17 protein-coding genes are annotated in these 23,967 nt (G+C 48.1%); 5 read left to right on the forward strand and 12 right to left on the reverse strand.

The features are described 5' to 3' along the window. Positions 1-6: 6 nt before the first annotated feature. The 6 genes from ACPYIV_RS12795 to ACPYIV_RS12820 form a co-directional block, all read right to left on the reverse strand. Positions 7-795 carry a glycoside hydrolase family 16 protein gene (locus ACPYIV_RS12795; protein ID WP_370648508.1) on the reverse strand — a complete coding sequence of 263 codons (789 nt, stop codon included), beginning with the start codon at positions 793-795 and terminating at the stop codon, positions 7-9. Positions 796-901: 106 nt separating this feature from the next. Beyond that, a complete protein-coding gene (locus ACPYIV_RS12800) occupies positions 902-3,562 on the reverse strand; it encodes a glycoside hydrolase family 2 TIM barrel-domain containing protein (RefSeq protein WP_425883329.1) in 2,661 nt (886 codons plus the stop codon). A gap of 95 nt (positions 3,563-3,657) precedes the next feature. Beyond that, positions 3,658-5,709: a beta-N-acetylhexosaminidase gene (locus ACPYIV_RS12805; protein ID WP_425883331.1), complete on the reverse strand. Its 2,052-nt coding sequence runs from the start codon at positions 5,707-5,709 to the stop codon at positions 3,658-3,660. Positions 5,710-5,847: 138 nt separating this feature from the next. Further along, positions 5,848-7,404, reverse strand: coding sequence for a RagB/SusD family nutrient uptake outer membrane protein (locus tag ACPYIV_RS12810; protein ID WP_293734043.1), 1,557 nt, complete (start codon positions 7,402-7,404; stop codon positions 5,848-5,850). Positions 7,405-7,417: 13 nt separating this feature from the next. Further along, a complete protein-coding gene (locus tag ACPYIV_RS12815; protein WP_425883333.1) occupies positions 7,418-10,708 on the reverse strand; it encodes a TonB-dependent receptor in 3,291 nt (1,096 codons plus the stop codon). 259 nt (positions 10,709-10,967) lie between these two features. Then, positions 10,968-11,915, reverse strand: a complete 948-nt coding sequence (locus tag ACPYIV_RS12820; protein ID WP_293734041.1) for a FecR family protein — start codon at positions 11,913-11,915, stop codon at positions 10,968-10,970. A gap of 155 nt (positions 11,916-12,070) precedes the next feature. On the opposite strand from ACPYIV_RS12820, the gene ACPYIV_RS12825 reads away from it, so the two are divergent. The 5 genes from ACPYIV_RS12825 to ACPYIV_RS12845 all read left to right on the forward strand — a co-directional run bounded on the left by ACPYIV_RS12825 (position 12,071) and on the right by ACPYIV_RS12845 (position 16,299). Then, positions 12,071-12,262 carry a hypothetical protein gene (locus ACPYIV_RS12825; RefSeq protein ID WP_425883336.1) on the forward strand — a complete coding sequence of 64 codons (192 nt, stop codon included), beginning with the start codon at positions 12,071-12,073 and terminating at the stop codon, positions 12,260-12,262. A 2-nt stretch (positions 12,263-12,264) separates the two neighbouring features. Further along, positions 12,265-13,131: a hypothetical protein gene (locus ACPYIV_RS12830; RefSeq protein WP_425883338.1), complete on the forward strand. Its 867-nt coding sequence runs from the start codon at positions 12,265-12,267 to the stop codon at positions 13,129-13,131. Between the two features lie 203 nt (positions 13,132-13,334). Next, complete coding sequence (locus ACPYIV_RS12835; protein WP_425883340.1) at positions 13,335-14,201, forward strand: rolling circle replication-associated protein; 867 nt, start codon at positions 13,335-13,337, stop codon at positions 14,199-14,201. Between the two features lie 28 nt (positions 14,202-14,229). Then, the gene (locus tag ACPYIV_RS12840) at positions 14,230-15,876 is read left to right on the forward strand and encodes a major capsid protein (RefSeq protein WP_425883342.1); all 1,647 of its coding nucleotides are present in this window, start codon (positions 14,230-14,232) and stop codon (positions 15,874-15,876) included. A gap of 54 nt (positions 15,877-15,930) precedes the next feature. Beyond that, the gene (locus ACPYIV_RS12845; RefSeq protein ID WP_425883344.1) at positions 15,931-16,299 is read left to right on the forward strand and encodes a hypothetical protein; all 369 of its coding nucleotides are present in this window, start codon (positions 15,931-15,933) and stop codon (positions 16,297-16,299) included. A 756-nt stretch (positions 16,300-17,055) separates the two neighbouring features. Here the strand turns inward: ACPYIV_RS12845 and ACPYIV_RS12850 are convergent. From ACPYIV_RS12850 to nagA, 6 genes are all read right to left on the reverse strand, one after another. After that, entirely contained in the window at positions 17,056-17,847 is a 792-nt protein-coding gene (locus ACPYIV_RS12850; protein WP_293734040.1) for an O-methyltransferase, read from the reverse strand. Between the two features lie 242 nt (positions 17,848-18,089). Then, positions 18,090-19,085 carry a Gfo/Idh/MocA family protein gene (locus ACPYIV_RS12855; protein ID WP_293732086.1) on the reverse strand — a complete coding sequence of 332 codons (996 nt, stop codon included), beginning with the start codon at positions 19,083-19,085 and terminating at the stop codon, positions 18,090-18,092. Positions 19,086-19,113: 28 nt separating this feature from the next. Next, positions 19,114-19,884 (reverse strand): glucosamine-6-phosphate deaminase, encoded by a 771-nt coding sequence (locus ACPYIV_RS12860; protein WP_425883347.1) that lies wholly within the window; start codon positions 19,882-19,884, stop codon positions 19,114-19,116. Positions 19,885-20,027: 143 nt separating this feature from the next. Then, positions 20,028-21,344 (reverse strand): sugar MFS transporter, encoded by a 1,317-nt coding sequence (locus ACPYIV_RS12865; RefSeq protein ID WP_425886521.1) that lies wholly within the window; start codon positions 21,342-21,344, stop codon positions 20,028-20,030. After that, positions 21,344-22,684, reverse strand: coding sequence for a Gfo/Idh/MocA family oxidoreductase (locus tag ACPYIV_RS12870; RefSeq protein ID WP_293740250.1), 1,341 nt, complete (start codon positions 22,682-22,684; stop codon positions 21,344-21,346). The genes ACPYIV_RS12865 and ACPYIV_RS12870 overlap by 1 nt, the downstream gene beginning before the upstream one ends. Before the next feature lie 50 nt (positions 22,685-22,734). Beyond that, entirely contained in the window at positions 22,735-23,928 is a 1,194-nt protein-coding gene (nagA, locus tag ACPYIV_RS12875) for an N-acetylglucosamine-6-phosphate deacetylase (RefSeq protein ID WP_425883349.1), read from the reverse strand. Positions 23,929-23,967: the final 39 nt, after the last annotated feature.

Consider the following 23,967-nt stretch of genomic DNA (forward strand, 5'->3'; position numbering starts at 1 on the left):
CCCTCTTTATTTCTTCTTCTGATAGAAACGAACCCAGTCGATCTCCATCTCAACAGGCAAGTCGGAAGGATTGACTTCTCCTACCCAACTTCCGCCTAACTGCATATCGAGCAGCAAATAGAACTCTTTGTCTGTGAACGGGAACTGCCCTTCCTTGTCCGTTTCGATGCGGGGATAAGCAAAAGTGCGGGTATTGTTGATAAAGAAGACGAGACTGTCCCGGTACATTTCCACACTATATACATTATAATCATCGCGGTCGATCGCACCGGTCCCTCCCTGCTGCGGATTGTCTTTGATCCCCAAGACATGGGTATAGGCAGAATGAACGGTCTGATACGCGATCGTATCATTATTCAAGCGTTCCATAATATCGATTTCCCCTCCATCCGGCCAGCCTTCATTTTCAGGCAACAGCCAAAAAGCAGGCCACGCTCCGGTCGCACCGTACAGCTTGGCTCGGATATCCAGGCGCCCGTCGGAGAAACCGACCTTACCCTTCGTATAAACGCCTCCCGTGATAAACGGAGCCGTATCGGCCGGCAAGCTATAATTGACTAATCCACGCAAAACCAAATTGCCGTCGCGCATGGCATAGCAGGAATCGAAGTCCGACATATAATTATTCCAGTCTGACCTTCCACGCGGTATCTTACTCCACGAAGCCTCATCGAAATGATCCGTCTGGTCGAAATTATCCTCCCATACCAATTTCCATCCCTCCTGTTGTGGCCGGCAACCTGCCATGATCGACAGAACAACCGACATTCCTAATGCGAATAATCCCTGCTTCATTCTTAATCTGTTTTCGATTTTTTGCAAAAGTAATTCTTTTCAACACAAAGGTACAGAGATTCCTGTTCATTTTAAACACCAAACTCCGTACCTCCGTATTTTAGAACTACTCTTTTTCGCCAAACTCCGACTGCTGCCGTTCCACCTCTTTCAGCTTCAAGGTGTTCAGTTCCTTGCGCAGACGTTCCACTTCCCGCTCGGCATCCGTTTTGGAGGCGGTGTTCTGTCCGGCGGAGACGCTGGCAAGCGGGATGCGGGCGGCATCCGCAGCATCATAAACCAACGGGAAAGCAGACGGTTTCGATTCGAGTTCCAGCTCACCGCTTATCGGCATTTGCGAACCTTCGAACAAGACGCTCGCCGTGACCCGTATCTTACCCGGTTTCAAGGTAGACTGAACTAAGACAGGTGCAGTCCCCCACTTTACGGGAGCCGGATTTGCCAATACGCCGGGTCCACCCAACAAACGGCCTTCGCCTTCAATGGAGAAGCGGATGTTGTAATTATTCAGCCGTTTGATATTTCCGTTCTTATCCGCAACGGCAGCCACTACCGTCACGAAATCGGAACCATCGGCTTTCAGGTCCGTACCCTCGTTGTCCACCCACAACAGAATCTTTTCGGGGCGGCGGGCAGGTACGACTTTATGCGTAGCCACGACCTTGCCGTCGATCAGACCTTCGGCAAGCAGATAGACATCGTCTTGTTTTTGAGCTCTCGAAAGCGCCTTGTCGACCATAAAATCATAGACATCCGGGAAGGTGATAACCGGCGAAGGCATTCCCGGGCGGTTCTTGTCTTTCTTATACGTATAGGTCTTTCCCCCTTTATTAAACGTGAGGCGGACCTCGTCGCAATTGGAATAGACCGTCACATCCTTACCGGAGAAGGGTGTCATTTCATGCGCGATATACACCATCGGCCCGCTGCCGGCAAGTTGTGCGTCCTTCACTGCCGGACGTTGTGCCATAAACATATAATACGAATATTTCGGCTGGCGGAAAACGTCCATTAAACCTCCGTAGAACGGATCGGGATGGTAGCCGCGCTGGTGGTCGAATGAATGCCAGAGGCAACCGCCGACATGTTGCGGAGACTGTTTATAAAGGATATCGTAGTTAGTCACCGGATAAGAAGGGCTTGCATAATGCCGGGCCTGTACGCGCATCGGTTCTTCACCCCAGTTACGGGCTACACGGCTCGGCGAATTGTGCGAACTCCAGTCATCCACATTGTCGCCCCACTCACGGGTGAAATAGGTCTTCGTCGGATCGATCTCTTTCGAAGCATCCTGCATATTGGAGGGATGGGCAAAATAGACCGGGAAATTCTCATGTCCGCGTGCTTCGCTGTCACTCCCGCTGTAACAGTAGGGATAGGGGTACTCGGCATCCACGATATCACGGGTGTTCTTGGCAAAATCCGCCGGATACCAGGTCTCGTTCAGGATCGGTTCCCACAGCCAGACAGAGGGATGATTGCGGTCGCGGCGCACGACATTGCGGATATCGCTATACACGCGCTGCGCAAATTCGGGCGCATCATTCCAGAACTGCCAGCCGGGCGTATTGACGATCACGAACAAGCCCAACTCGTCGCAGGCATCCATAAAGGCCGGGTCCTGCGGACAGTGGGCGTTACGGATAATCTCCATCCCGGCCTCCTTCAGCTTCTTGGCATCCCGCCAATGGATGCTGTTAGCGACCGCGTTTCCGACGACAGCAAAATCCTGGTGGCGGTTCGCACCGATCAGCGGCTTTTCATACGGTTTGCCGTTCAGGTAAAAGCCGTCTTTTCCCTTAAACTCAATGCTGCGGATTCCGACGCGGCGACGATAACCGTCGATCACATTTCCGTCTTTATCGAGCACCCGCACCAGCAGGTTGTACAAAGTCGGCGTCGAAGGCGTCCAGAGCATCGGCTGCTCGACCGTCATCCGGTCGGAAACGGTAGTAGTCTTCCCCGCCTTCACCTGGATCTTGTCACTCAGGCGGGCGACTTCCATGCCGTCCGGCTGTAACAACGTATATTCCACCTGGCCGGAAAAAGACTTCTTCGCTGCATTGCGTACCTGTATTTTTAACTGTACCTCCGCCAGCGCATCCGAGATCTTCCCGAAAGCGACAAACAAGCCGCCTCCTGCCACCTCGTTTTCATAATTGGGATCGGTGATGAACACCTGGTTATGGGCGATCAGCCAGCAGTCCCGGTAAATACCGCCGAAATAGGTATAATCCAGCACATCCTGCGCCTTTCCGGGAGGGTAGGAAGGATCGTCGCTGTTATCGGCCCAGACGGCAATCACATTGTCGGCGTTCCAGTCCAACGCATCCGTCACATCGACGATAACAGGCAGGTAGCCACCGAAATGCTCCGTCAACAGTTTGCCGTTCACGAACACCTTGCTTTTCCCCATTATGGCCTCGAAATGCAGGAAAAGTTTCTTCCCTTTCAGTGCGACATCGGGCGTAAAGTGCTTGCGATACCAGACTTCGCCCTGGTAATTGATGCAACCGCTCGCCTCGGTCGGCAGATACTCGATGCCGTTCGGCAAAGAGACGACCGTCCAGTCTTTATCATTAAACTCTTTCGTTTCCGCACCATCGGCAGCGCCTTTATAAAAGCGCCAAGCCGGGTTCATCGAAAACACTTCACGCCCGCTATTGTCCAGCCGGAAGAATCCTGCTGTCGAAAACTCAGGCTGATGGGCCGCCCACAAAGAGAGGCTAAGCCATATAAACACGAAACTGAATATAATTTTCTTCATAACATGAATATTTATAATTTCTCATTAAACGGATCATCCGTTTTCGTCGTAGTACTTCAATGAGGCCAAAATATTTTTTTGGTCATTCTGTACGACTATTTCATCCACGCGCGTACTTTCTTCACCATCGGAATCTCGTAATAATACCACCAGTCACTATTGTTCGTTTTCGATGCCAAATGATTATGATGGTTCAGGTCGGAGATGAAGCCTTCGGGCTGCTCCATGAAACGGGTTTCGGAATAGACCGATTCCAGGTCAGAGCGCATGACTTCGAAATAATCGCATACCTCTGCGACCTTCTCCAAAGCCGCTTTCCGGGCTGCATCGTCCTTTGCCGTGTCATAAGCGTTCAACGTCAGGATCAGGCGTACCGGATAGTTTTGCAGGTTATTCGTTTGCTCGTAGACCTGCAACGCATAGCGGTTGCGCAACGCCTCTGCCTCCGCCGTCCGGATTCCTTCGGCAATCTTCTCATAGCGGCCGGCTTCGATCTTTGCCTGCGCAATTTTATCTTTATACAGTTCGCTCCATGCACCCGGATTCGCCTTGTCGGGCAACCCGATCAGGGTAAAGCCGGACGTGCCCCAAGCCGGATTGCGGTGACCGGAAGTCACCAATGCGCTATCGAAGAAAAAGATCGCCTTTTCCAGTTCGTCGAGAAATTCCATCCGGTTATCCTCCGGGCGGAAACCGTATTCGCGCTGTGCATGTACTTTCTTAAAAGTCGCGATATCCCGTGCCGACGGATTCCAGCCGAACTCCCCTTGCGCAATGAGACCTCGCCAAACCGTTTCCATGTGCGGCGAGCCATCGTCCCAGGCTGTCGCCAATATTCCCTCCAGATGATTGTCGGAAACCAACTGGCTGAATCCTTTCACATATTCCGAACGGGTATTCCGACGCGGCAAGAAAGGCGAGTCGCCGGCAGAAGCAGCCGTCGCTCCCATCACCTTCAGTCCCTTATCATGATACCATTTCAAAAGGCGGCGATGGGCAGGCGTCGTCGCATCTTCATATTTCCAGCGCATATACACGCATTCTTTCGGGAAAAGATCGATCGCCTTATCCAGCTTATCGGTATTCCAGACTTTCGCCACTTCCTCTTCGGTTTTATCGCTTAACGCCAGTTCCCAGATCCCGGCATATTTCAACGGCATATCATCCCAGAAGATCGGAATGCGCCCATGTTCGACTGCGAACCGACAGACTTTCTTCAACCAGATCATCTGCAATTCGAAAGCCGTCTTGCCGGTCGCCTTGCAACGTTCGTCGATACCGATTGCCGTGATCTCATCGCCTCCGACATGCAGGTATTTGCCGTACGGCATCGCTTCGATCGCATCTAAGTAGAGGTCGAACTGCACCTCGTAGGTACGCGGATCGGACGGACAGAACTCCCAGTCGCTCGCCGGATTCTCGCGCAATTCCCAGTGATGCTTCAGGATAAAACCGGCATGGCCGAGTCCCTGCACAAGCGGGCTGATCTCCACATTCCGTTCCTTCGCATACCGGCAGAGCGCCTGCATCTCCTGCTTGCTGATCGCATTCGGAGCACCTATTTCCGGACGGCGGGTGAAACGGAGCTTGTCTTCCAGTTCCCAGATAACCGCATTCACCTTATAGCGCGCCAACCGATCGACCATCCGATAGTAATAGTCCATCCGATCCAGATGATGCTTCGTGTCGAGATGAACAGCGCGGTAGGCAATGGCCGGATAATCGGTGATCTTCATCTGCGGGATCTCCCGCCCGAAATCGCGGCTGTCTTCCAACAACTGTTCCAACGTCTGGCAACCGTAAAAGAGTCCGGCTTCCGTACGGGCCGTCACCGTCACCCCTTTATTATTCACTTCCAGGACATATCCTTCAGGCGAATCGGGCACGTGCTGTCCGGACAGTTGCAGGAACAATCCTTTTCCCGCACGTCCGGCACGGGGAAGGACATCCGTCAACGCTCCCAATACGGGAACAGGTGTGCCGGGTGCGGCCGAGACAAACTTCAAATCCGAATATAGAATTCCTTTCCCCGGAAGCACCTCGACCGATTGGGGTTGGGGCAACAGCCGGAACGCCTTATCCAAGCTACGGGCATGGAGACTGCTTGCCGCAAGCAACAGACTGATCACAAATAGCTGTATTTTCATGATATACATATTTTTTCCAAAGATACATTTACAAGGGAACAAGACCTAACGAATCGATAAGAAAAGGGCCGGCCATGATACGTTAGACACCATTACAGCCGACCCATAAAGATAATACCTATTAAAAAATACCTCTAATTACCAACCTTCGTTCGGTGTACACAACGGATTTGCCGAGATTTCCTTCGCCGGTATCGGATAATAGTAATAACGGTTCGTATCGCCGACTTTTCCGGTATTCAGCTGTTTGTAACGGTTCTCATTACAAGTCTGCATACGGGTTTCCAACAACCCCCACCGGCGCAAGTCGTAGAAACGTTCTCCTTCGACAAAGAACTCCACGGCACGCTGATGTTCGAGATCTTCGAAAATTCCGTCATAGGTCTGCGGGCCACTATACGGATTCAGGTTCGCACGTTCGCGGATCTGATTCAGGTAACCGATCGCTTTCGCCAGATCCTGTTTGCCGGTACTGCGCAGGTACGATTCAGAAAGCAAAAGAAGGACGTCGGCATAACGGATTGCACGCTCGTTGATGACTGACATAGGAGGATCGGCTTCCGATTCAGCCGTATTCCAGTTTTGATATTTCAAAATCCAATACGTATTCCATTTTTCTTCATTAAAGATTTGGCGGAAAGGCTTCAGATAATACATGCAACCGTCATAATCCCATGCTACAGACGAGCGGGCACGATAATCATAATTGCCATCCTTATCCTTTTCTTTCAGGAAGATATTCATCATCTGCTGGGTAGGATTGGCCTCGTACCAGCCACTGGCCTCAGGAGCTGCATATTCTTTCGGACGAGTGTTCGTCTGAGTAGAGTTGATATTTTCACCGTCTCCCCAGATATCGGTACCGCCGACCGGTTCCATCAGTAATTCGAAAATGCTTTCGACGTTGTTCTCATGCGTATCGTCAAAGTTCCATGAGAAATCTTCGACCAGGCGATAAGTATAAGGAGACTGCGTCAGAGGTTCCAACACATCGATCGCCTTATCGAAATCTTCTTCATACACATATATCTTGCCTAAGACAGCATAAGCAGCACCTTTGGTAGGTTTGCCGATAACATCATTCGTCACCGGCAGCAAAGAAGCAGCCGTAATCAGGTCCTGTTCGGCCTGCGCCCAGATCTCGGCCTGTGAAGATTTTTCCAACGGGAAAGTAGACGGAGACTGTGAAGCAGTCAGGCGCAAAGGCGCGTCCTTAAACTCCTTACCCAACTGGAACAGATAAAATCCACGTATAAACAGACATTCGCCTTTCACTTTATTGATAAATTCTTCGGAAAAATCTCCTTGTTTTTCTTCCAGCTTCTGCATGATCGAGTTCGTCCGGTACAAAGCATTATAGAACTGGTAGAACATTCCCTGCGACAGTGTGTTGCCATTCGTATTGGTGAAATAGCAGGCTTGGAAAACTTCAGTGATATCATTCCTGAACTCCACTTCGTCGGCACGCGCAATACGCATCATGACTCCGCGAGTTCCATAATATCCGCCGTTCAGCGCATTCTTCAAAGGAGTATAGCAAGAGGTCAAAGCTAACTCGAAATCAGCTTCGTTCTTCCAGAAAGTATCTTCCGTCGCCTTGTTCGGATTTATTTGTTCCAATTGGGCGTCACATGATGTGCACAAGCCGACAACAGCCATTGCACAAAATATAAAATATAGATATATTCGTTTCATATAATTGCTTTATTTAAAATGTTACGTTCAAACCCAACATAAATGTACGGTTGGAGGGATATATAAATTCGTCGAAACCACGGGAATATACATTTGAAGAGTTTACGTCCGGCGTATAACCCGAATAAGAAGTAATCGTAAAGAGGTTTTCTGCATTGACATACACGCGGGCTTTCTGAACAAAGCCGTGGAACCAGGCTACAGGCAACGTATAACCTACTTGCAGGTTTCTCAGACGGAAATAAGAGCCGTTTTCCAGGTAACGATCGGATTCGGAACGGGCGTTCCGGTTCGGGTCGGTCCAGATCAGACGGGGCTGGGACGCGTTATGATTTTCCGGTGTCCAATAGTCTAAAGTGCTCGCCAGATAATTCGTGCCACGCGTGACATCCGTCAATTCCAACCGGGTCGCATTATAAATTTTATTACCGGCAACTCCCTGGAACCCGATGGAGAAGTCCACATTCTTATAAGTAATGTTACCATTGATCGAATAGGTAAATTTCGGGAACGGACTACCGCTATACACACGGTCATCGTCATTGATCGTACCATCGTTGTTCGTATCTTTGAAACGGATATCGCCCGGTTCAGCACTCGGCTGAATCAAGACACCGTCCTTCTGGTAAGCCTGTACTTCCTCCGTGCTGTTGAAATAACCGTCGGTCGGGATCAGCCAGAAACCACCGATAGGATAACCGGCTAATGTTCTACTTGTGTACGTTCCGTTATGAATCGTACCGCTTTCAATCGGTTGCATCCCTTCTCCCAAGGCAATCACTTCGTTCTTATTATAAGTTCCTAAGAAACTTACGCCATAAGACAAATCTTTATTCAGCGATTCATTCCATCCGATATTAAATTCAAAACCCTGGTTCCGGATCTTACCGGCATTCTGGATCGGATCATTCGCACCACCGGACGATATAGGAATCGGGACATTCAACAAAATGTCTTTCGTATTCTTCACATACCAGTCGGCAGTCAACGTCAAACGATTGCGCAAAGCCATGAAGTCGATACCGACATTCGTCATTGCAGTTTCCTCCCATTTGATATCCGGGTTGGCAAACGTTTTCGGGAAAGCACCCTGTATCAATCCGCTCTTTCCATCCGGGTAGTTAATACCAGTTGTCACGACTGATACATATTGGTAATTGTCTATTTCCTGATTACCCAGCACACCATAACCACCTCTCAGTTTCAACTGGTCCAGCCAAGACACGCTATTCTTCACAAAATCTTCCTCCGCGATATTCCATCCGGCAGAGAACGACGGGAAATTACCATACCGATTGTTAGATCCGAACTTGGAAGAACCGTCACGACGGATAGTAGCCGTCAACAGATAGCGGTTCTTGTAAGAATAGAACGCACGGCCTAAGATTGAAGTCAACACGCTACGGTTTGAATTGCCGCTTACAGCCAATCCTTGGGCGGCAGCATCTATCTCCTTGATTCCGGTAGGCATGCCTTGTCCTGATCCCTGCATATAACGATACCGGGAATCCTGGTAAGTATAACCGGCAAGAACCGATATTTTGTGATCACCGAAAGTACGATCGAAAGTCAACAAGTTTTCAACCAGCACGTTGCGAGTCCGGGTCTGCTGTTCCGTCACCTGCGTGATATCGTTTTTATTCAATCCGTAATCATACAAGCCCAGATAGCTGTTGTAACGGTAGAACTGGAAATCGGGAGTCAAATTCAATTTATATTTCAAACCCTTCATAAACTCAACGGAAACATAAGCATTGGCATAAATTTTCACGTTTTCGCTATAACGGTTCATCAGATTATCATCCACCATGCCTAACGGGTTATAGAGGTTTACGACGTCGCCATACAGAGCGCCATAACCGCCTGTCTGGTTCGCGTCATATTGTTCAAGTGTCGGAATCGCTTGTATCGTATGGCCGACATATCCTCCGCGAACTTCCGAAAGCAGCGGTTTATCCTGGTTATAAGTCAGGACGATATTCGTTCCTGCCGAGAAAATACCTTTCTTGAAGTCCTGCTTGCTCTGCAACGTGTAACGCTGGTAATTCGTTCCCTTCATCACACCGTCCTGGTTCGTATAGCCCACACTATTATAATAGGTAGAATATTTTCCACCGCCTTTCACCGACAAGTTATAATTCTGCATCAAGGCCGGGCTGAACATCAGGCTCTGCCAATCATTGTCCGGCTTGGAAGCCAAATCCGTCGCCATTTCGAGCGGGTTCATTCCTGCCGCTTTTCTGGAAACAGTCGTCACTTCCGCCCATCCGGCAGCATCCAACAAATCCAAATATTTGGATGGCGAGCTGACTCCGACATTGGCCGAAAGGTCGATGATCGGTTTCCCCTCGGTATTGCTACCCTCTTTCGTCGTCACGATGATGACACCGTTGGCAGCACGTGAACCGTAGATAGCGGACGAAGAAGCATCTTTCAACACGTCGATACTGGCGATATCGTTCGGGTTGATATGATCGATTCCACTCATATACATACCGTCCACGATATACAAAGGAGACGAGTTGTTCAACGTTCCGATACCACGGACCATGACACGGGTACTACCGCCCGGCGCACCTCCCTGCGAAACGATATCCACACCGGCAATCTTACCTTGCAAGGCCTGCCCGATAGTCGTGTTGCTCTGCGTATTCAAATCGTCCGTGCTGACATTGGCTACGGAACCGGTCAAGTCCGCCTTTTTCTGCGTACCATACCCGATCACGACAACTTCGTCCAGCGTTTTCGTATCTTCCAATAATACGACATTGATTGTTTTCTGGTTACCGACAACGATCTCTTTTGACAAGTAACCAATATAAGAAATATTCAAAACCGATTTAGGATCAGCCTCGATAGAGAAGTTACCATCTATATCGGTAACCGTACCATTTGTAGTGCCTTTCACCACCACATTCGCCCCAATGATCGCTTCGCCGTTATTATCGACGATCCGGCCTGTCACTGTTTGTGTTTGTTGTTTAACGGCAGCGATCGCATCCCGGCTCTTAGAGGATAGGATAATGTGAGTTCCTTCCATTTCATATTCGATCCCCTCATTTTTAAACAGGTTATCCAATACCTCGGAAACAGGCTTCGTTTTTGCTTTCACCGAAACCTTCCGGTTAACATTTACCTGGTTATTATAGATAAACAAGTAATCTGTCTGACTTTCAATCTCATTCAGAATCTTTTCCAACTGAGTATTGTTCTTGTTAATACTAACCCGGGCGTTCTGTGAATGCGAATTTTCAGCATACGAACAGAATACACAGGCTCCCAATAGGAATGTGGATATTCGCATAGTTCTCAAGATTTTTTTACCTGACGGGGTTTTCGGATAATATCCTCCCGACAAAAAGTTTTTTTTCATACCTTTGTAACTGATTTGAAGTTGATACAATGAATTTTAAAAAAATTGTGTTGATTGGAATGCCGGTAAATGCCCCCCAGCGCTTGCCGGCATTTTTCTGTTATTGACTGTTTGTTTTCATGTCTCTTACTATTTATAAGGTTAATACTAATTATTGTGTTTTTTATTTCTGATCTTTTATCACTTGTGTTTATCTGATATAAATAATTTGATTTTCATCGTCCCGTTCATATTTGAAGCGAATATCCCTCTGCAAGACCCTCAACGCGTAGTCGATACCGTCCGCCTGCCTGAACTTTCCCGTGAAATAATATTTCAATACATTTTTATTCTCAACAACTATGCTGACTCCGAAATATTTCTCCAGATCATTCATAATCGAAAGGAATGATTCGTTCCGGAAACAAATCAACCCTTCTTTCCAGCGATAGGGGTTGTAATCGTCGACCGGAATGACTTTCAGTCTGCCGTCCTTTTGCAGGCAAGCCTTACTGTCCGGCTTCAACGTCAATGTATCTCCCAGACCTATACGGGAGGCTACCCGCACGCTTCCTTCCATCAGCGTAACCTCGAAATCGTCTTTATCGGAATAGCCTTCCACGTTGAACTTTGTTCCCAGCACTTCCATATTGCATTTGCCCGTCTCCACGACAAAAGGTCTTTTCTTATCCTTGGCAACATCGAAATAGGCTTCTCCGTCTACCGTTACCTGACGTATTGAGTTGTCGAACACAGCCGGATAAACGATCTTCGTCCGGGCATTCAGCCAGACATTCGTCCCGTCCGACAGCGTTATGTTCACCCGTTGTCCGGTAGGGACGTAAATGGACTGCATCGGCACGTCTCTGTTCTTATCCGAAACAAATTGATATAAGAAGCTAAGTCCCAATGTGACAGCGACAACTGCTGCAACCTTGATTAACTCAGTTCCGAGAGAACTTAAGTTCCAGGACCTGTTCCGCTTCTTTTCTTCAATCGTTTTTTCATCGCCAAGAAGCAACATCGAATCGAATATCTTTCTCTCTTTCAGGAATTCGCGTCTGTTTTCCGGGGAATGTTCCATCCATTGCCGGATCCGAACTTCTTCTTCATAAGAAGCCGTTCCTTCAAAGAATTTATATAGCATTTCCCTATCCATTTTCATCTTTTTTACTTACGCTTACATAATACTAACAGTTCACAAGACGGCATCCCTAGTTGAAAAAAGAAAAAAAATTTCATTTTAATACATTTTTCTTTCAACACTGGTACTGTAGTTCTCTCGGAACTACAGTAACTTTTAATTACACAATTATGAAACAGTTCTATTTTCATGTTCAGTATGTTGATACTCAAAGAATTGAGCATTTTCGTTCTATTCAATTTGCCGCCCGTGATATGATTCAAGCCCATACCGCTGGTAGAAAATTGGTAACTCTTTTGGCTATTGATCTCGAGATAGTTGATATAACTGCTTATTATTTGGAATCTTTAAAACTTAGTTAATTATGGCTATTGGTGCTGCAATAATTGGTGGTCTTGGCGCTCTTGGTAGTTCTTTAATTGGAATGTCCTCACAGCGTAAGGCTAACATTCAAAATATGGAGCTTGCCAAATATCAAAACAATTGGCAGACGGCTGAGAATGAGCGTGCTTACGCTCGCAATTTGGAGATGTGGAACATGCAGAATGCGTATAACGCACCTACTGCGCAAATGTCCCGTCTTCGGCAGGCTGGCCTTAATCCCAATCTTGTTTATGGTAATGGTGTTACTGGCAATAGCGCTGGTTCAGCTCCGCAGTATGAACCTGCGAAAATTCAGCGTGCTCACATGGAGCCCTACCGTGGCTGGAATCTTGGTCTTTCGGATGCTGCTTCTATGTACATGGCAGCTCGGCAGAATAAAGCACAGGTTGAAAATATGGAGGCTCAAAATAAGCTCATTCGTGAACAGGCACGTACCGAAGGTATTCGACAGGGCAATATTGCAATGTCTACTGCTCGTTCTGGTTTTGACCTTAATTTGGCTCGTCAGCTTCGTGATGTTTCGATCGATCGTGCTATAGCAGAGAAAAATCTCGCAGAGGCTCGCAATGCTGGTTCTTGGACTGATGCGAATCGTAAGGTTTTGCAATATGAGCTCGATCGTGCTTTGTTTGATAATAAGGTTAGGCTTTCACAGGCTGAATATTCTTCCGTTATGGAGGGTCTTCGCAAGCTTAAACAGGATAATGATATTAATGCATTTAGGTATCATCTTGAACGTGTTATTGGTAATGGAAAAACAGCTATTGAAGTGGCTCGTGAATTTGCTGCTCGTTTGGCTGCTTCTCTTTCTGATGACCGTTTGGATAAAATGTTTAACCCCAAATAAATTATTTTATGAGACGTAGAAGAAGCAGAGGCCGTAGACGTGGATTTCTCGGCCGTAGTCGTAGACGCAGGATTCGTAGTTATCGTGTAAGTAGAGGAGGTATTCGCTTATGAAACCTGTTTGGAAAATCCTGCTCGTAGTTCTTGAAACGGTCATAGATGCTGTTAAGACTATTTTTGGTAAGGATGATACTCCGGCTTTAAATGGCTAAGTGTCTTCATCCTATGTATCTCGCCAGTGTTGAATCTAAAGTGCCTTGTGGTTGGTGTGTAAACTGTCGGCAGAATAAACGCCAATCTTGGGTATATAGATTACAGGCGGAAGCTAAAGAGTATCCGTTCTCCTTGTTTGTCACTTTAACTTATGATGATGAACATTTACCTATAGAACGAATTGGTAGTGACCTATTTCAGTGTAATGTAGCCGTGGTATCTAAGCGTGATGTACAATTATTTATGAAACGGCTTCGAAAGAAATATGAGGATTATAAAATGAGGTATTTTGTTACCTCTGAATATGGCGCCAAAGGCGGCCGACCTCACTATCATATGATACTTTTTGGCTTTCCCTTCACTGGCAAGAAAGCTGGTGATTTACTCGCCGAATGTTGGCAAAACGGTTTTGTACAGGCCCACCCGCTTACGGTAAAAGAGATTGCTTATGTCTGTAAGTATATGTATGAAAAATCTATGGTTCCGTCTGTTTTAAAGGATGAGAAAAAGTACAAGCCGTTTATGCTGTGTTCTCGGAATCCTGGTATCGGTTTTGGTTTTATGAAGGCCGATATTATTGATTTCTACCGTAAACATCCTCGTGATTATGTTCGTGCTTGGTCAGGCTATAAATTGGCTATGCCACGTTATTATGCCGACAAACTTTATGATGATGATATGAAGGCTTTTCTTAAGGAGATGCGTGAGGAATTTTTCCGCAACAAAATGTATGACGAATGGGTTCATTTTTGTTGCTCTCCCGGTACAAAGGATGGTGTTCTCACTGATCTCATGAAGCTCGAGCAAACAGAGGAATATGAGAATAGAATGAATGAACGTTTAAGATGTAAAATGTAAAATGGCAAATATTTTTAACTCGATCAGAATGAAGCGTCCTAAAAGAAACGCTTTTGATCTTTCATATGAATCTAAGGTTACAATGAACATGGGTGAACTTGTTCCTATCATGTGTAACCCTGTTGTTCCTGGTGATAAATTTCGTGTGAATACTGAAATGCTGGTGCGTTTGGCTCCGCTTGTTGCTCCTATGATGCATCGTGTAAATGTGTTTACACATTATTTCTTTGTCCCTAATCGTCTCCTTTGGGACGAATGGGAAACATTTATTACTCAAGGTATTGATGGTGAACAAAAACCTGTTTTCCCGAAAATTCAATTAAATGATAGTATTCCTATCATGGACCTTGCTGACTTTGGAGACTCATCTCTTTGGGACTATCTCGGTTTGCCGTCTCTTCAGTCTGTTGGTACTTCTAATTCTAAGAATCCTCCTGCAAATGGTGTGAAGGCTCCTAATGGTTTTGCAGTTTCTGCACTTCCTTTTCGTGCTTATCAGCTTATTTATAACGAGTATTATCGTGATCAAAATTTAACTGACCCTGTTGATTTTCTTTTATCTTCTGGAAATATTACAGATGGTAATGAGATCACTCGGTTGTTAACTCTCCGTCGGCGAGCTTGGGAAAAGGATTATTTTACATCCGCTCTTCCTTGGTTACAACGTGGCCCCGAAGTTACTGTTCCTATTCAAGGTTCTGGACAGAGTGTTGATGTTATTTATCAAAATGATAGTAATGGTGAATTACGTCAGAATTGGATAGATGCTTATGGTCGTAATTGGGACCAAGGAGATTTTTATAATGCTCGAGTTGTCACTAAGGACTATGATGGTGGTAAAGATGGTTATTTAGTTGGTGCTGCTAATTCCGGTGGTTCGAATAATCGTGCTCCCGAATTTGACCCTAATGGAACCCTTAAGGTCAATATTGATGAACTCGGTGTCAATATCAATGACCTTCGTACTTCGAATGCTCTTCAACGTTGGTTTGAACGTAATGCTCGTGGTGGTTCTCGTTATATTGAGCAAATCCTCTCCCACTTTGGCGTTCGCTCCTCTGATGCTCGTTTGCAGCGTCCGCAGTTCCTCGGTGGTGGCCGCATGCCTGTTTCTGTTTCCGAAGTACTTCAAACTTCTTCTACTGATGAGACTTCACCGCAGGCAAATATGGCCGGACACGGTATTTCTGCTGGTGCGCATAATGGTTTTAAGCATTATTTTGAAGAACACGGATATATCATTGGTATTATGTCCATCACTCCGCGTACAGGTTATCAGCAAGGTGTTCCTCGTGATTTTACAAAGTTCGACAATATGGATTTCTATTTCCCCGAATTTGCTCATTTGTCAGAGCAGGAAATAAAAAACCAAGAACTTTTTCTTTCCTCCGAGGAATCTTATAATCAGGGTACTTTTGGTTATACTCCGCGCTATGCTGAATATAAATACAAGGCCTCTGAGGCTCACGGTGATTTTCGTGGTAATCTTGCATTTTGGCATTTAAATCGAATTTTCCAGTCTCAACCGAATTTAAATACTACTTTTGTCGAGTGTAACCCGAGTAATCGTGTTTTTGCAACGTCGAATACTAATGACGATAAATTTTGGGTACAGATTTATCAAGATGTCAAAGCTCTTCGTTTGATGCCTAAATATGGTACTCCAATGTTATGATGTTATGTTTATGTTTTGGTACTTTGTTTTGTTTTTTTTGATTTTTGGATGCTTATGTTTGTTACCGCTTATAATTATAGCAATGTTCCTTCGGAAGTGGTTCAAGAAAAAGTAAGTAATGACTTGCTTGTTGAGCCTTCTGAAAGTTTTACAGTTCGTGAGCTTGTTTACAGGTTAGCAATGGGAATGCCTGTTTCATCTGGTCTTCGTTCTGGTGAGTACCCTGATAGAGATCAGGATTTTGACGATGTTTTGCCGACCGATAATCCCGATTTTGATTTCGCGGATTATGCAACCCTCTCACGTGAGATTTCAGAGCGTGAAAACGCCCGGAATGAAGCTAAAGAGAAAGCTTACAGAGAAAAGCTCGCTAAAGAGAAGGCTACCGTTGATGAGAATAACGAGACGGTGAGCACTTCGTAAATTTTTCTCTTATTTGAACATTTGATTTAGAACTGTCTGTAGACCTCACTTCGTTGTTTCGGAGTGAGGCTACTTTGTTTAACCCTAAAGGAAGTGAGGCGAAGTTTGGGTAGAAATGAGGTAGCGTAGCGTCCCGAATGTATACCCAAACTTCGCCGAGCGACCGCCTTCGGCTCACGTAGTGAGACGTGATGAGACTGTCGAAAAAAGTTAAGACAGTCTTAATAAAGTATAAATATAGATAGCGTGAAAACGCTTCGTGTACGTATAAAACACGCCTGTGCGCGCGTAATAGGTAACTTGATTAATTATGCGCGCACTGACACCAACACAATTTTTAACAATTGTGTTTTAGTGGCTGTTGTGTATGTCGATTTTAGTTTGGAGCTTTGTATAGTTCTCTCGGAACTACGTTAAATTCAAGGAAAGCAAACGCCCCTTCCAATAACAGTTAAGGCCGGAACAACTATACGGAAAAGAAAAACGGATAAGCCTCATTTTGTTTTCATTTTCTTTCTATCCATTCCTTGTCCGACAGCTATCTGCTAACCATTCGATATCCAACCCATTACAGTTTCCCTGCCGAGGAAACGACAGTTCCCTGCCGAGGAAACGACAGTTCCCTGCCGAGGAAACGACAGTTCCCTGCCGAGGAAACGACAGTTCCCTGCCGAGGAAACGACAGTTCCCCGCCGAGGAAACGACAGTTCCCTGCCGGGGAAACGGTAAAACGATCGGGAGACTTCTTTTTCTTCCTTAGAAATAAACAATATAATTCTTCTTATGCAGCCTCTTGTTAAAAAACACGATTCCCATCGAATACAGGTCGATTGTCACCGTCACTTCGGGATGTCCGCATACTTCCTGCCAGAACTCACGCATCTTGCGGCTGGCTTTGATGCCTTCGAAGACAAAGACCGTATCACCGTGTACATGCTTCAGACATTCTTCAAACAGCCAGCTGTTGTTTTGCTGTTCATACAAGGTATTGAAAAAGACGAAATCAAGCTGCTCCATATCTTTCAAGGCTGCCGGGAGTAAATCCTTATACCCTCCGACACGCAGGTCGACCGGATTGCGGGCTGCCTTATCGAAAGCGATACGGGCGATGGAGGCAAACTCCGGCACGTTTTCCAGGGCGATACATTTCAGATTGGATGCGTATGAAGTCAGATACAAAGTGGACAAGCCCATAGAAGGGCCCAACTGAAGGATATGTTTCGATTTGAAATAGTTGGTAAGGCGGAAAAGCAGGGCACCGTGTTTGGGACGTATCGCCTCCCGTTCGACAATCTGGCCGATCGTGCGCCTACGCATCTTTCCCCTTTGCTGGCGGTCGGGATAGGTGATCCCGCCATTTTGGAAAAGCAACTGTTTGCGGATCAGTTCGATGTCATAGAAACTATAGTATTGGCAACGCTCCTCGATCACCTTCGTGATTAGGTTGAAAACAAAAGGGGAATGCACCCCGAAGCCTTTGCGGTAACGGATGCCCCGGTATAGAAGTACGCCTTTTCTTAGTGTATTAGCTTTGGGGATGATCTGCATAAATTATTAATTATAGGTTTCCTCGGGGGTAAATGATGATTTATGGGTGTGATGGAATGACATCGTTGTCGAAATGATTGTCGTTCTGTAGGGGGCAGGTTCTAAACCTGCCCGATATCGACAAATATACATGTTGTAATTGGGCGGGTTTAGAACCCGCCCCTACAGCGACACCTTAAATATACCGATAAATCATCATTTACCTGCGATAATAAGGCAAAGTTAATACTTTCTACCTGAATTCAGCGCACAATAGGAGCCTCTTTAGTAGCTTTATCGTATACGGATTTGATTGTCACAGGTTTCCCTCCCTGCCGTTTACTCTCGTTAGCGGCTTCCATAAAGGTGTAGATCTCCAGGGTTTCCACTTTGTCGACAGGCGAAACGCGGGTTTTGAAGAAAGTCAGGATCGTTTCCAGCAGCTTCCCATAGCCCTCGTAACCGCCTGCGGGAAACATCTTCTTCTCGCAGAAAGCGGTTCCCCCGTAAGGGCGGGCGCCTTCACGCAAGCCTCTGAATGTGCCGATACGCCCGTCTTTCCAGACGCCGACAGCCACATCGGTTCCTTCGGTCGACACGCAGGAGACGGATTCGCAGCCCGTTCCCATCAGCGTATAAAGCGTTTCCACGCCATGAATACCGTACCAGTAGAAGCCGGCGTGCGAAGGTTCTTCCGTGCAGGGAGAATAGCAGTCGGCACCGACAACTTTGCCTTCCTTTCCTGCTCTCAGTTCCTGGTTTCTGGGCGAGTAGCGCAGGGCGGACGAGGAGAAGATCGGGACGTTCCGTTCTTCGGCAAAGCGATAGATGGCGATGGCATCCGGCAAGGTGGCGGCAACGGGCTTGTCGAGGAACAGGGGTTTACCGCTTTTGATGACTTCCACGGCTTGTTCGAGATGAAGCGTCCCGTCGTTTGTCTCCAACAGGACGCAATCGACCGTTTTCAGCAGTTCGGCTATCGAGGAGGTGATCTTCACGCCATTCTTTTTAGCTCCTTCCGTGTATTCGGGGATGCGTTTCATACTCGATTCGATAGTCCTGGAGCCGTAAGGATAGGCAGCCACGACCTTGAAGCCTGCGTATTGCGGTTCCGGGTTTGCCGCATTCAGAAGACGGATAAAGGCCTCTGAATGGGAGGTGTCGAGCCCGACCACGCCTATGCGGATTACTTCCTGTGCCTGAAGAGCGAACCAGGCGAAAAGCTGGACTAATAAGAGTAATGCAATTCTATGTTTCATGTCTTTTAATTATTAAAAGGTTATTCATTTATTCACCTGCCCGGTCCTCCGGAAGAAGAGACGCACTGCCGGCATCTAAATAAAGCCGGGCATTCTCTTTACGGCGGAGGATAGTCGAAGGATTCCGCTCGCTGACCGCGGCATAGAGCGTGTTATAGACGGCCTCGGCTTTCGAGCGGGCGGGGACGATGCAGAAGGTGTAAGGGGCGGATATCAAGACCGGGATCGTGAGCGTGAAAGCACGTTCGGGGACTTCCGCAAGGGTGGAAAAACACCCGTCGTTCACCTGTTGACGGCGGCATCGCGGATCGAGTTCCACGACCTTCATCGGTACGGGATCGGCAAAGTCCGCGACATGCGGATCGTTAAAGGCGATATGACCGTTTTCTCCGATTCCCATGCAGACGATATCGACTCCTTTACCGGCCAGCAGGCGGGAATAGCCGGCTATGGCGGCAGCGGGGTCGGTGGCGTCGTTCGGGATGTAATACACGTTCCGGAAAGACACTCTGTCGAACAGGCGCTCTTTCAGAAAGTTACCGAAACCTTGCGGGGCGTCCGGGGAAAGCCCGATGTATTCGTCCATGTGGAAAGCGTTCACGCGTCCCCAAGGTATGGAAGGATCGGCGGTCAGGGCGGCTAAGAATTCGTTTTGCGAAGGAGCGGCAGCGAAGATCATGCCGATCTCCGCTTTCCTCTCCAACAACTCCCGTATCGCCGCCGAAACATCGGCGGCAGCTTGCCTCCCCATCGCCTGCCTGTCCGGGAAAATATAGATGGATAGATTGTCTATTTTCATTTTAATTTAATCAGCTGTTTGATGATTGGATGAAAAGTGATTTACCGGTATGGTTTGCCAGTTATGTTTTGCCTCTTTCCATGCCGTCTGCTGAAGCTGACGGCAAAAGAGAACCGACAGATCTTTCATCCGTATTATTAAACCTATTTGTTGCGACTCCAATGTGTGATCCGGTAACCTGATACTGCATACCAGATCAGGTACAGGAAACAAGGGATCAGTACCCAGTAGCCTTGTTGCAGGGAAGTCATGTCCGCCATTTTGCCGTAGACGAGCGGCAGGATTGCATTTCCACACAACGCCATCACCAGCAGAGAAGAACCGATCTTCGTGAACCGTCCCAGATCGCGGATCGCATGCGGCCATATACCCGCGTATATCAACGAATTAGGGAAGCCCAATGAGGCTAAGAACCAGATGGACAGATTCGCGTCATGCCCCAGGAAAGAGACATTCACGTCGGCAAAGACCACACCAAAGGAAAGCGCCAGCCCCAACACCGTACAGAAGATCAACGCATTCTTTTGGGAAACCACTTTAGGGATCAGCAGGATGCCCAACATATAGCCTAAAATAGTAGCTCCCAACGTATAGGACGGAAAGAACTTGGCATCCAACAACCCGACTCCCATCGAGCCGGCATAGCTGATGATCGTATCGATCGCGATCACCTGCGTACCGACATGCAGGAACAGCGCCAGCACGCCCAACACTAAATAGGGGAACTGGAAAACGGATGTCTTATCCGAATTGGCAGCCGCCACCTTCTCATCCTCATCTTCGGGATTGATATCCGGCAATACGGAACGGTAGATAAACACGCCGATCGCCACCAACAAAAGCGCCAACACGCTATAAGGCAGGATCACGCCCCGGATCAACTCGTCTAAGGCCGCTTCCTTATCCGCCCCGGACAACAGCCCGTCCTCGACCGCCCGCAAGATGTCTTGGCTCTTTCCCAATACGACAGCCGCAAAGATCAGGGGCGAGACGATGCCGGCAAACTTGTTGCAGACGCCCATAATACTGATCCTTCGCGCCGCGCTTTCGATCGGCCCGATAATCGTGATATACGGGTTTGCCGAAGCCTGCAGGACAGAAAGCCCCGTCCCCATCGTAAACAGGCCGGTCAGGAAAACCCCATAGGCGCGGTTCAACGCGGCCGGCACGAACAACAAGGCGCCGACAGCCAGACAGAAGAAACCGTACATCATTCCTTTCTTATAGCCCGTCCGCTTCAGCAGGTAGGCTACAGGAACCGACATCACCAGATAGGCGATGTAGAAGGAGAAAGTGACGAAATAGGACTGATAGTTCGTCAACTCACAGGATATCCGGAAATAAGGGATCAGGATCGAGTTCACCCACGACACGAAGCCGATGATGAAAAACACGACTCCGATAATGGCAATCCCGATCGCCACCTGCCGCTTATCGGCTGTATGGTCAGCAGTCGCCATCATAACTTCATCTCCCAACCTTTTTCATATGTACGGGCCCAATACTTACCGGCAGCCTCCTTATTCCGGATATGGCCGTCGGACGGATCGACCAGCAGGCGTTCGGACGAGCGTTGGGCGATATTTCCCAATTGCACCAGCAACGTGCTCTTATGGCCGGACAGGATATCGGCATGAAGCGGCGTTCCTTTCGTGATGCCGTCGAAGAAGTTCTGGATATGAAGGGCATCTAATTGCTGGGCGGGGTTCATCTTGTTACGCGGGTCGATCTGTATCTTGCTTGTCACGTGTTTGATCACCTGGTTCTTATGATCCAGTATCTTATATTCGTTGCCGCCGCCAATCAGCAGGTTCGCTTTCTCGCCATAGAACAAAAGGCCGACCACTTCACCCTCGATGCGGAACGGATTGCAACAATGGCCTTCCCACATCATCGACTTTTTGCCGCCGAAATCCAGATTGATCACTTGCGTATCGGGCGCTTCCCAGTCGTCCTTGTAATAGTAACGGCCGCCGGTAGAGGTCACAGCCGTAGGAAAGTCGAGATCCATCCCCCAACGCAGCAGATCGACCATGTGCGTCCCGTTGTTCAAAGCCTCGCCGGTTCCCCAACGCCAGAACCAATGCCAGTTGTAGTGGAGGAAGTTATCTTTGTATGCAGTGCGCGGAGCCGGTCCCTGCCACAGTTCCCAATCGAGCCATTCGGGCACGCCTGTTTCCTTGCCGGTCCCGATGGAAGGACGGTTATTCGTGTACCAGGATTTGCCGAAATAGACATTTCCGATTGTCCCGGCTTTGATCTCATTGATAGCCTCTACGATATTCGGCCACGAACGGCGCTGGTTACCCATCTGGACCACCCGTTTATACCGTTTGGCAGCCTCGACCAGCATCTCGCCTTCCGCCGGAGTGTGGCTACAGGGTTTTTCCAGATATACATGCTTTCCCGCCTTCATCGCCAGCAAGGCGGCAGGCGCATGCCAATGGTCGGGCATAGCGATCACGACGGCATCGACATCCTTATGCTCGAAGGTCTTGCGAAGGTCTTTGTCTCCGGCAGGCTTCTGTCCCGTGATTTCATCTACGGCCGCAATACATTTGGACAAGGCGCGCGAATCGACGTCGCAGATGCGCGTAACCTGGCAATTCGGCTGCTTGGCAAAGTTCTGCGCCAACGCTTTTCCACGCGAATTGACACCTATCACGGCTGCGTTTATCCGCTCGTTCGCCCCGACTATATTGGCATAACTCCGGGCACTGAAACCGGGTAAAATTCCTCCAAACGAAGCGATCGCCGTACCGGCTGCCGCTCTCTTCAAAAAACTACGTCTCGTTATCATAATTGATTATTTTTAGGTTTTTCATTCCTTGATTTCTATGTAACCCGTGCCTAAACGATCCGATCGAATATGGCAACTGTCTTTCCGCCGATCAACGTCCGGGCAACGCGGATGTGGTCGTCGAAGAGGATGATATCGGCATCTTTTCCGACTTGCAGGCTGCCTTTCCGGTCGTTCACACCTAAGATACGGGCCGGTGTGGCCGTCATCATCCTGACGGCTTCCGCAAGCGGGACTCCGGCTGTTTCAACCATCGTCCTCACCAGACGGTCTGCGGTTGCCACACTTCCCGCGAAAGCTGTGCGATCCGGCAACTTGGCTACTCCGTCTTCCACCACGACTGTCTGCCCTTCTTTCAGGCTGCCTAATTTATAGGTTCCTTCCGGCATACCGGCTGCACGCATCGAATCGGTAATCAGGGCGATCCGGTCCGCACCCTTGAATTTATAGATCAGTTGTAAGAGACTTTTAGGCAGATGAATGCCGTCTGCAATAATCTCGACATCCATCCCGTCGATTAGGAACGCCGCTTCGACTGCGCCGGCATAGCGGTAAGCGTTCCGGCGGGTAACGCCTTGCATGCCCGAATAAAGATGAGTCATCAGGGAATATCCGGATTCGAAAGCCTCCGTTACCTCCTCGCAAACGGCATCCGTATGCCCGACCGAGGGCAGGATATAGCGGCTTTTCAACAGCCGCCCCAGTTCGAGGGCGCCCGGCAACTCAGGCGCAATGCTCCAACGGACGATATCTCCGGATGCTTCCAATATTTTCATATAATGTTCGGGAACGGGTTGTTTCAGATTGGCCGGATCTTGCGCTCCCCGCTGGCTGTAGGCGAAATAAGGGCCTTCCAGATGGATGCCTAAAAAATGTGCGCCTTTCGTATTCCGGGCTTTAGCTTCCGTGTAGACATCGAACATATGGAACAGTTCTTCATCCGGGCAAGTAAGTGTAGTCGGCAACAAAGCCGTCGTCCCGTAGCGGGCATGTGTCTCTGCCACGGTGAGATAAGCCTCGACAGTGCCGTCCATAAAGTCGGCTCCACCAGCTCCATGCGTATGCAAGTCTATAAAACCGGGGGAAATATAAAGGGAATGGGCGTCGATCACTTCGCCGGAAAGCGGGCCGGCCGGTTCGCCTTTCTCCACGGCCGCAATTTTGCCGTCTTCTATTACGACATACCCGGTTTCTCCTATTCCGCCGGGCAGAATCAAACGTCCGTTTATCAGTGTTGTCCCCATGGCAATCGTATATTAGATTATCTATGCACAAATTAAGCA

The sequence above is a fragment of the Parabacteroides vesiculifaciens genome (assembly GCF_049860805.1).
In the GTDB taxonomy this organism is placed as follows: Bacteria; Bacteroidota; Bacteroidia; order Bacteroidales; family Tannerellaceae; genus Parabacteroides.

Coding starts and splice junctions, on each gene's coding strand:
- ACPYIV_RS12795 (WP_370648508.1), bottom strand. CDS start 795: ATGAAGCAGGGATTATTCGCATTAGGAATGTCGGTTGTTCTGTCGATC.
- ACPYIV_RS12800 (WP_425883329.1), bottom strand. CDS start 3,562: ATGAAGAAAATTATATTCAGTTTCGTGTTTATATGGCTTAGCCTCTCT.
- ACPYIV_RS12805 (WP_425883331.1), bottom strand. CDS start 5,709: ATGAAAATACAGCTATTTGTGATCAGTCTGTTGCTTGCGGCAAGCAGT.
- ACPYIV_RS12810 (WP_293734043.1), bottom strand. CDS start 7,404: ATGAAACGAATATATCTATATTTTATATTTTGTGCAATGGCTGTTGTC.
- ACPYIV_RS12815 (WP_425883333.1), bottom strand. CDS start 10,708: ATGCGAATATCCACATTCCTATTGGGAGCCTGTGTATTCTGTTCGTAT.
- ACPYIV_RS12820 (WP_293734041.1), bottom strand. CDS start 11,915: ATGGATAGGGAAATGCTATATAAATTCTTTGAAGGAACGGCTTCTTAT.
- ACPYIV_RS12825 (WP_425883336.1), top strand. CDS start 12,071: ATGAAACAGTTCTATTTTCATGTTCAGTATGTTGATACTCAAAGAATT.
- ACPYIV_RS12830 (WP_425883338.1), top strand. CDS start 12,265: ATGGCTATTGGTGCTGCAATAATTGGTGGTCTTGGCGCTCTTGGTAGT.
- ACPYIV_RS12835 (WP_425883340.1), top strand. CDS start 13,335: ATGGCTAAGTGTCTTCATCCTATGTATCTCGCCAGTGTTGAATCTAAA.
- ACPYIV_RS12840 (WP_425883342.1), top strand. CDS start 14,230: ATGAAGCGTCCTAAAAGAAACGCTTTTGATCTTTCATATGAATCTAAG.
- ACPYIV_RS12845 (WP_425883344.1), top strand. CDS start 15,931: ATGTTTGTTACCGCTTATAATTATAGCAATGTTCCTTCGGAAGTGGTT.
- ACPYIV_RS12850 (WP_293734040.1), bottom strand. CDS start 17,847: ATGCAGATCATCCCCAAAGCTAATACACTAAGAAAAGGCGTACTTCTA.
- ACPYIV_RS12855 (WP_293732086.1), bottom strand. CDS start 19,085: ATGAAACATAGAATTGCATTACTCTTATTAGTCCAGCTTTTCGCCTGG.
- ACPYIV_RS12860 (WP_425883347.1), bottom strand. CDS start 19,884: ATGAAAATAGACAATCTATCCATCTATATTTTCCCGGACAGGCAGGCG.
- ACPYIV_RS12865 (WP_425886521.1), bottom strand. CDS start 21,344: ATGGCGACTGCTGACCATACAGCCGATAAGCGGCAGGTGGCGATCGGG.
- ACPYIV_RS12870 (WP_293740250.1), bottom strand. CDS start 22,684: ATGATAACGAGACGTAGTTTTTTGAAGAGAGCGGCAGCCGGTACGGCG.
- nagA (WP_425883349.1), bottom strand. CDS start 23,928: ATGGGGACAACACTGATAAACGGACGTTTGATTCTGCCCGGCGGAATA.